The organism is Chitinophaga dinghuensis, assembly GCF_003259435.1.
Lineage (GTDB): Bacteria > Bacteroidota > Bacteroidia > Chitinophagales > Chitinophagaceae > Chitinophaga > Chitinophaga dinghuensis.
Genome location: NZ_QLMA01000016.1, coordinates 1 through 6587, shown reverse-complemented (window position 1 = coordinate 6587; position 6587 = coordinate 1). Strand labels below are relative to the sequence as shown.

At 48.3% G+C, this 6587-nt stretch carries 3 protein-coding genes; all 3 read right to left on the bottom strand.

Annotated features, from left to right (window positions below):
- Positions 1 to 1421, bottom strand: a 1421-nt coding sequence (locus CLV59_RS28690) for a type I polyketide synthase (protein WP_146616352.1), incomplete at its 3' end; no start/stop codon positions are given.
- Positions 1411 to 5895: a MupA/Atu3671 family FMN-dependent luciferase-like monooxygenase gene (locus tag CLV59_RS28685; protein WP_111595555.1), complete on the bottom strand. Its 4485-nt coding sequence runs from the start codon at positions 5893 to 5895 to the stop codon at positions 1411 to 1413. The genes CLV59_RS28690 and CLV59_RS28685, both read right to left, overlap by 11 nt.
- A 35-nt stretch (positions 5896 to 5930) precedes the next feature.
- Positions 5931 to 6587: phosphopantetheine-binding protein (locus tag CLV59_RS28680; protein ID WP_211324047.1), on the bottom strand; the 657-nt coding region annotated here is incomplete at its 5' end.

Here is a 6587-nt window from a genome sequence, read left to right as displayed (position 1 = left end):
TGTTCCAAGAAGCCCCGTAGGGAAGACAAGTATCTTTCAACAGCGCCGGCCGTCTTGGCGGAAACTGTCAGCAGTTTATATTTACGTCCTGCATCGCTGTCGCTGCGTACAGGCGCCTCTTCCAGGATGGCATGTGCATTAGTACCGCCGATACCGAAGGAGCTCACTCCCGCGCGCAGAGGCTGCCCATCACGGCCCTCCCAGGATTGCAGATTCGTATTCACAAAGAAAGGGCCGCCATTGAAATCTATCTCGGGGTTGGCGGCTTTAAAATGCAGACTGGGAACCAGTTGCCGGTGTTGCAGGCAGAGCGCTGTTTTTATCAGCCCAGCTACGCCTGCAGCCGTATCAAGGTGTCCGATATTACTTTTCACAGATCCGATAGCACAGTTGTGCTCCTTGTTGTGATTAAATGCGATATTGAGCGCTTCTATTTCAATAGGGTCTCCAAGACGGGTGCCAGTGCCATGCGCTTCCACATAAGTGATCGTCTCCGGAGCAACCTTGGCAAACTTATGAGCCTTACGGATACAGTCTGCCTGACCTTCAACGCTGGTAGAAGTAAATCCCACCTTTCTGTTACCATCATTATTGATATTGCCACCCTTTATAATAGCATAGATATGATCACCATCTTCGATAGCGTCGCTCAGTCTTTTCAGTGCTACCATTCCCACGCCTTCGCTGGTGAAGGTGCCGGTAGCGTCCTTATCGAATGCGCGACAGTGACCATCTGCGGAAAAGATCATACCCTCCTGGTAAAAATATCCTCTGGGCATTTCTGAGCGGATGGTGATACCTCCGGCCAGCGCTACGCGCGCTTCTCCCAGCAACAGGCTTTTACAGGCCAGGTTAACCGCTACCAAAGAGGTAGAGCAAGTAGTGTTCACCGCAAATGCAGGACCTTTGAAGTTGAGCTTATAAGCCAGCAACGATGCAAGAAAATCTTTGTTATTGATATTATTCAGGCTGAAGTTGTCCATCTGCTGCCCCTCGCTGTTCTTCAGCCGGGAATACAAACGCCAGTTGGCATCATCACCGGCGCCTACATAAATGCCGATCAGTCCTTTCAATGTATCTGGATTACAATTGGCATCTTCCAGGGCTTCCCAGGTGCACTGATGCAGCACCCGGTGTACAGGATTCATCAATCCAGCTTCATTTGGTGTGTAGTCAAAGAAGGCTGCATCAAAATAATGTTTCTCCGGAATGGTGGCTACAGCAGGAATATAATTGCTGTTCTGCCGGATCTGGTCATCGATGCCCAGATCACGCTGTTCCTCTTCCGTCATGAAATGTATGGACTCCACCCCATTTTTCAGATTCTCCCAGAATATGCGCCAGTTGGCCGCTCCAGGCACCTGGCAGGAGATCCCGGTGATGGCGATTTCAAGTCCGGTGTATTTTCTCTCAGTCGTCATGCAGGTCACTATTTAGCAGGTTAAACGTATCTTCCATGATATTCACGGACATATCCAGTTCTTTATCGGATTCTCCTGTGATAACATTTTCTTCTGTCAGGTATTTTGATAAAGCAGCAATGGTTGTATACCTGAAAGCCATTGCCACAGAGAGTTTTTTATCAAAAATCTTATTAATGGTCATTACCATGCGTACGATTTTGATAGAGTTTCCACCCAGATCAAAGAAGTTATCATTGGTACCGATGTCATCACACCCCAGTAATTCATGCCAGATATCGACAAGTTTTTGTTCCACTTCATTAGCCGCGGCAATATGTTCTCTTACGATGTTGCTACCTTGTTGCTGGTATTCCGGTAACTGTTTTCTGTCCACCTTTCCGTTGGGAGTCAGTGGCAATGCGTCCAGCTGCATATAGTACCCGGGCACCATATAGGCAGGCAGTTTCTGTAACAGTGCCTTACGAATGGCAGCGGTATCCAGTTCCCTTGTTGTTACCACATAGGCTACCAGTTCCTTTTCCTGTTGACGCACCTGTTTTGCCAGCACTACTGCAGCACTGATATTATCCATATCCAGTAAGGCGGCTTCAATTTCACCCAGCTCAATCCGATGGCCGCTGATCTTTACCTGGTCATCTTTACGACCGATATATTCAATGCTGCCGTCAGGCAGCCATCTGCCGAAGTCGCCGGTACGGTATACCCGTTCCCCTGCCAGGAAAGGATCTGCCAGGAAACGTTCCGCGGAGAGTTCGGGTTTATTGACATAGTGGCTGGCTACCCCTTTACCGCCGATATAAATTTCGCCTTCCGCTCCCACCGGCAACAGCTGCTGATACGCGTCCAGTATATAGATGTGGGTGTTGGCAATGGGGCGACCTATCGTGATTTTTTCCGTATGGCGGGGAACGGCGCTACAAGCGGACCAGATCGTTGTTTCCGTAGGTCCGTACATGTTATACAGCTGTACTTCAGGAAGGTGGCTGTACAGGTCCTGCACCAGCGATACCGGCAGACGTTCACCACCCAGCAGTATTGTACGGAGAGAACCCATCGCCTGGCTGTCGGCCTGCAACAGGGAAGCCATTGATGGTGTTGCCTGCAGATGCGTCACCTGATGTTGGCGCAACTGCGTATGTACAGCGTAATCTGCTTTTGAAGGCAGGCTGGTCAACTTATGATAACTGTCCTTCAGCACAGTAATATTTTCCAGCCCATTCATAGTATCGGCAAAGCCTACCCCAAAATCTATCAGACAGGCAATTTCATCCACTCCAATGCGACTCAGTTTCTTCAGCATTTCCATAGCGGTGGCCCGCGTACCTATCAGGCTGGCAGTAGACACATACCTGTTGAAAGCATGTTCCAGCAGACTTTGCATATCCTCCTCGGAAAACTGTTCAGACTCTATGTTGACATTAAGGTCTGCTGCGAACGTTTTCATCAGGCTAACAGAAGTACGCAGATAATTCATAAACGGTACTCTTGCCTTTTCGTAAGTAGTGTCTATATCATCCCCGATATATGTGTGGAGCATCAGCGCCACTTTCGCCTTCTTTATATCATGCCCGCTTTCTGCAAAGGCTTTGCGGTAAGCGGCAATTTTTACAGCGAGGCCTTCTGTTGTTTCTCCTAACAGATGCGTCAACACACCTGCTCCTGCTTTACCTGCGGAAATAAATGTTTGTATACTATTGGCAGATGTGAGCCATATCGGTAGCTCTTTTTGCCGGGGTGACGGAAATATCCTTGTTTTCTTCATGACATTGTTCCCGTCTGGAAATTCTAACTGCTCCCCTCTCCACAAGCGTTGTACAGTATCTATCATCTTGTACATATGCTCATGACGGTTACTGTACTCCCCTGGCGACAATACGAAATCACCCGCATGCCAACCGGAAGCGCAGGCGATGCCTACTCGCCCCCCGGAGAGATTATCTATAACTGACCACTCTTCTGCCACCCTCAACGGATGATGCAATGGTAATACCACGCTCCCCGCCCTGATGGAAATATTTTTTGTAAGTACTGCCAACGCTGATCCCATCAATGCCGGGCTGGGATATAATCCTCCAAATTCATGAAAATGACGTTCCGGTGTCCACACAGCAGCAAAGCCATTATTATCGGCATACTTCGCCCCTTCCAGCAAGAGGCGGTATTTATCCTCCGCATCGTTATTATCTGCATTACCAAAATAAAAAAGACTGAATTCCAGGGGTCTAACGGGAGCCTCCTCTATGGCAACAATATCCCTTACATCTCCCTGTATCACCACCTTGTAGCCAAGCGTCAATGTCCAGAGCAGCTCCAACACGGAGATATCAAACGTATAATTGGTAAGTGCCAGCATGGTTCCCGGAGTTCCTCCAAAGGTGGCAGTCATGCCGTAAAAGAAGTTTACAACATTAGCATGTGTCAACAAACATCCTTTAGGAAGACCAGTAGTACCGGATGTATAGATGCAGTAAGCCAGTTGTTCAGGCATGATAACAACAGGAGTCAGTGGCGAAATGGCTGGCTGCTCCTGCATGCTGCTGAGCAACGCTTCATCAATCACAGCAATGCAACCACTGTCTTCTATGATATATTTTATCCTGTCTGCCGGATACTGCGGATCTATGGGCAAGTAAGCCGCACCACTTTTTAGAACGCCTAATATGGCGATGATCATCCATTCGCTGCGTTGTAAACGGATACCTATCAGATCATTTCTTTTCACTTGGCAGGTATGGTGCAGATAAGCCGCCAGCCGGTCGGTTGCTGCATGTAGCTGTGCGTAGGTCAACTGCCTGTCTTCCATTACCACGGCAATACTATCAGGCGACTGCTTTACCTGTTGCTCAAACAGGCTGATAATAGTGGCGTCCGCGGGTATTTCCAGGGCCGTATTATTGAATACATGCAACAGGCGGTTTTTTTCCGCTTCTCCCAGATAGTCCAATGAATAAATAGCCTGCCGCGGAGCAGCGCTGATGGCTACCAGTATTCCTTCCAGATGGAGCAACAATTGCGCGGCGGTATCGCGACTGAAGATATCGCTGTTATACTCAATACTCGCCTGTAATTCGTCTCCCACTTCTATAAAATCGAAAGTAAGGTCAAACTTACTCACGGCATGTTCTCCCCTGTCATAGCTGCTAACCATCACATCTCCGAACTGCTGCTTGTTATTGCCTTTCACCCGGGCATTCTGTAGGATCATCATCACATCAAAAAGCGGGCTTCTGCCGGTATCTCTTTTCAAATGAAGATCATCCACCAATCTGTCAAACGGATAGAGTTGGTGTTCATATGCCGCCAATGTTACCTGTTTTACTTTTTCCAGCATAGACAGGTAGCTATCCTGCCCATCGAAGCTGGTTCTCAGGGCGAGTGTATTCAGAAACAATCCTATCTGGTCTTCCAGGTCAATATGGTCTCTGCCTGCCACCGGCGTACCGATAATGAGGTCCTGCTGGCCGGTATACCGATACAGTAATATGTATACAGCAGACAACAGTCCCATGAACAGGGTGGTCCCTGCCTCCTGGTTTAGTTCTTTTATACTGCGGGTAATATCTTTGTTGATCCTTCTTCCAACAGCGCTGCCACGGTATGTTTTTAGCGCCGGGCGGGAAAAATCACCGATCAGATTCAATACAGGTAGTTCCCCTTCAAACTGTTTCATCCAGTAGTTCCGGTGACTGCCCCGTACAACGCTTTCCAACTGCTCATGCTGCCAGGCAGCATACTCTTTGTATTGTATAGGCAGCGGTTTCATATCAGGTTCCTGATGCTGGATGAAAGCATTATAGCAATACATCAACTCACGGATCAGAATATCCATAGACCAACCATCGCTGATAATATGATGCATGACATAAGTGAATATCCATTTATCATCCGACAGTTGGAAGAGACACGTGCGCAGTAAAGGCGCTGTGCGCAGATCGAAAGGCCGTACCAGCTCTTCCTGTATCATCGCTTTCACCTGCCCATCTGCATCAGGTTCTTTCCGCAGGTCATACTGATTGATATGGAAATCAACGGCCGATTCACCAAGAATGAATTGTTTTATCTCCCCCTGTTCATCATCTCTGAAATATGTTCTGAGAATCTCATATCTCGCTATCAGCTTGTTCAGTGCGCGTTCAAGCGCATCTATCTGCAGACGGCCTTCAAAAACAAATACGCCCGGCATGTTGTAAGCCAGATTGGCTTCCTCAAACTGACTGAGTATCCATACCCTGGCCTGACCTGAAGACATAGTATAGCACGAACTTTCCGGCAGCGGGCGAATAACAGTATTATCCACTCCGCTGTTTAGCGCAGAAAGGTAGCTTACCAGTTGTTCCTTATTTTCTTTCAGCTCCTTCAAGAGATCAGGAGGCAACGAATCGCCGTTGAACTTTATTTTCAGGTCCTGATTTTCCAGCGAGACAGCGATTTGATGATCCCGCAGTTTTTTTAACAGATTTTCCATTTTCATTCCGTGTGAATGTTTACTATTGGGGGAATAGCAGATTAAATGATGATCTCATTTTCCAGGTCAACAGCCGCGTTCAGCCAGGTCAGTTCATCTATTCTGGTGGCCATAGCGGCGATGTTATTACGAAGCAGCAGGTCTGTCAGTGTGATATTGACATTGAATTCATTCTTCACTCTTTTCAGCAACATCATTCCTTTCAGCGAGTCGCCGCCCAGTTCGAAGAAGTTGTCATCCGTGCCTACGCGGTCTATTCCGAAGAACTGCTCAAAGATGCCTGACAACCGCTGTTCTGTGGCGGTGGCTGGCGCTACATAGGCTGTGGCAAGGGCCGGACGCTCCGTTTTAACAATATCTGTTGCCGATGGATCTGTATCCAGATACGCATCTTTCTTGACCTCATATACCCGGTGCAGACGCGCAGACAAGGATTCTACTGTTTGTATCACCACAGGACTGTCCTCACATTCCAGGCTCCATTCAAATAATTGATACAGCTCTTCCGGCTTCAGGGCTACCCGATGACGGCCCTGCTCCTTCGCAATCTGTGCTGCGCTGAACGCCATCCCGCCAAGGCATACACTGCGCCAGCGGATACCGCTGTCCTGCTGACGAAGCAGGAAATGATCCATGAAAATGTTGGCGGAGGCATAGGCACTGAAACCCAGCCCGCCCAGCACTGAAGACAAACTGGA

Coding starts and splice junctions, on each gene's coding strand:
- CLV59_RS28685 (WP_111595555.1), bottom strand. CDS start 5,895: ATGAAAATGGAAAATCTGTTAAAAAAACTGCGGGATCATCAAATCGCT.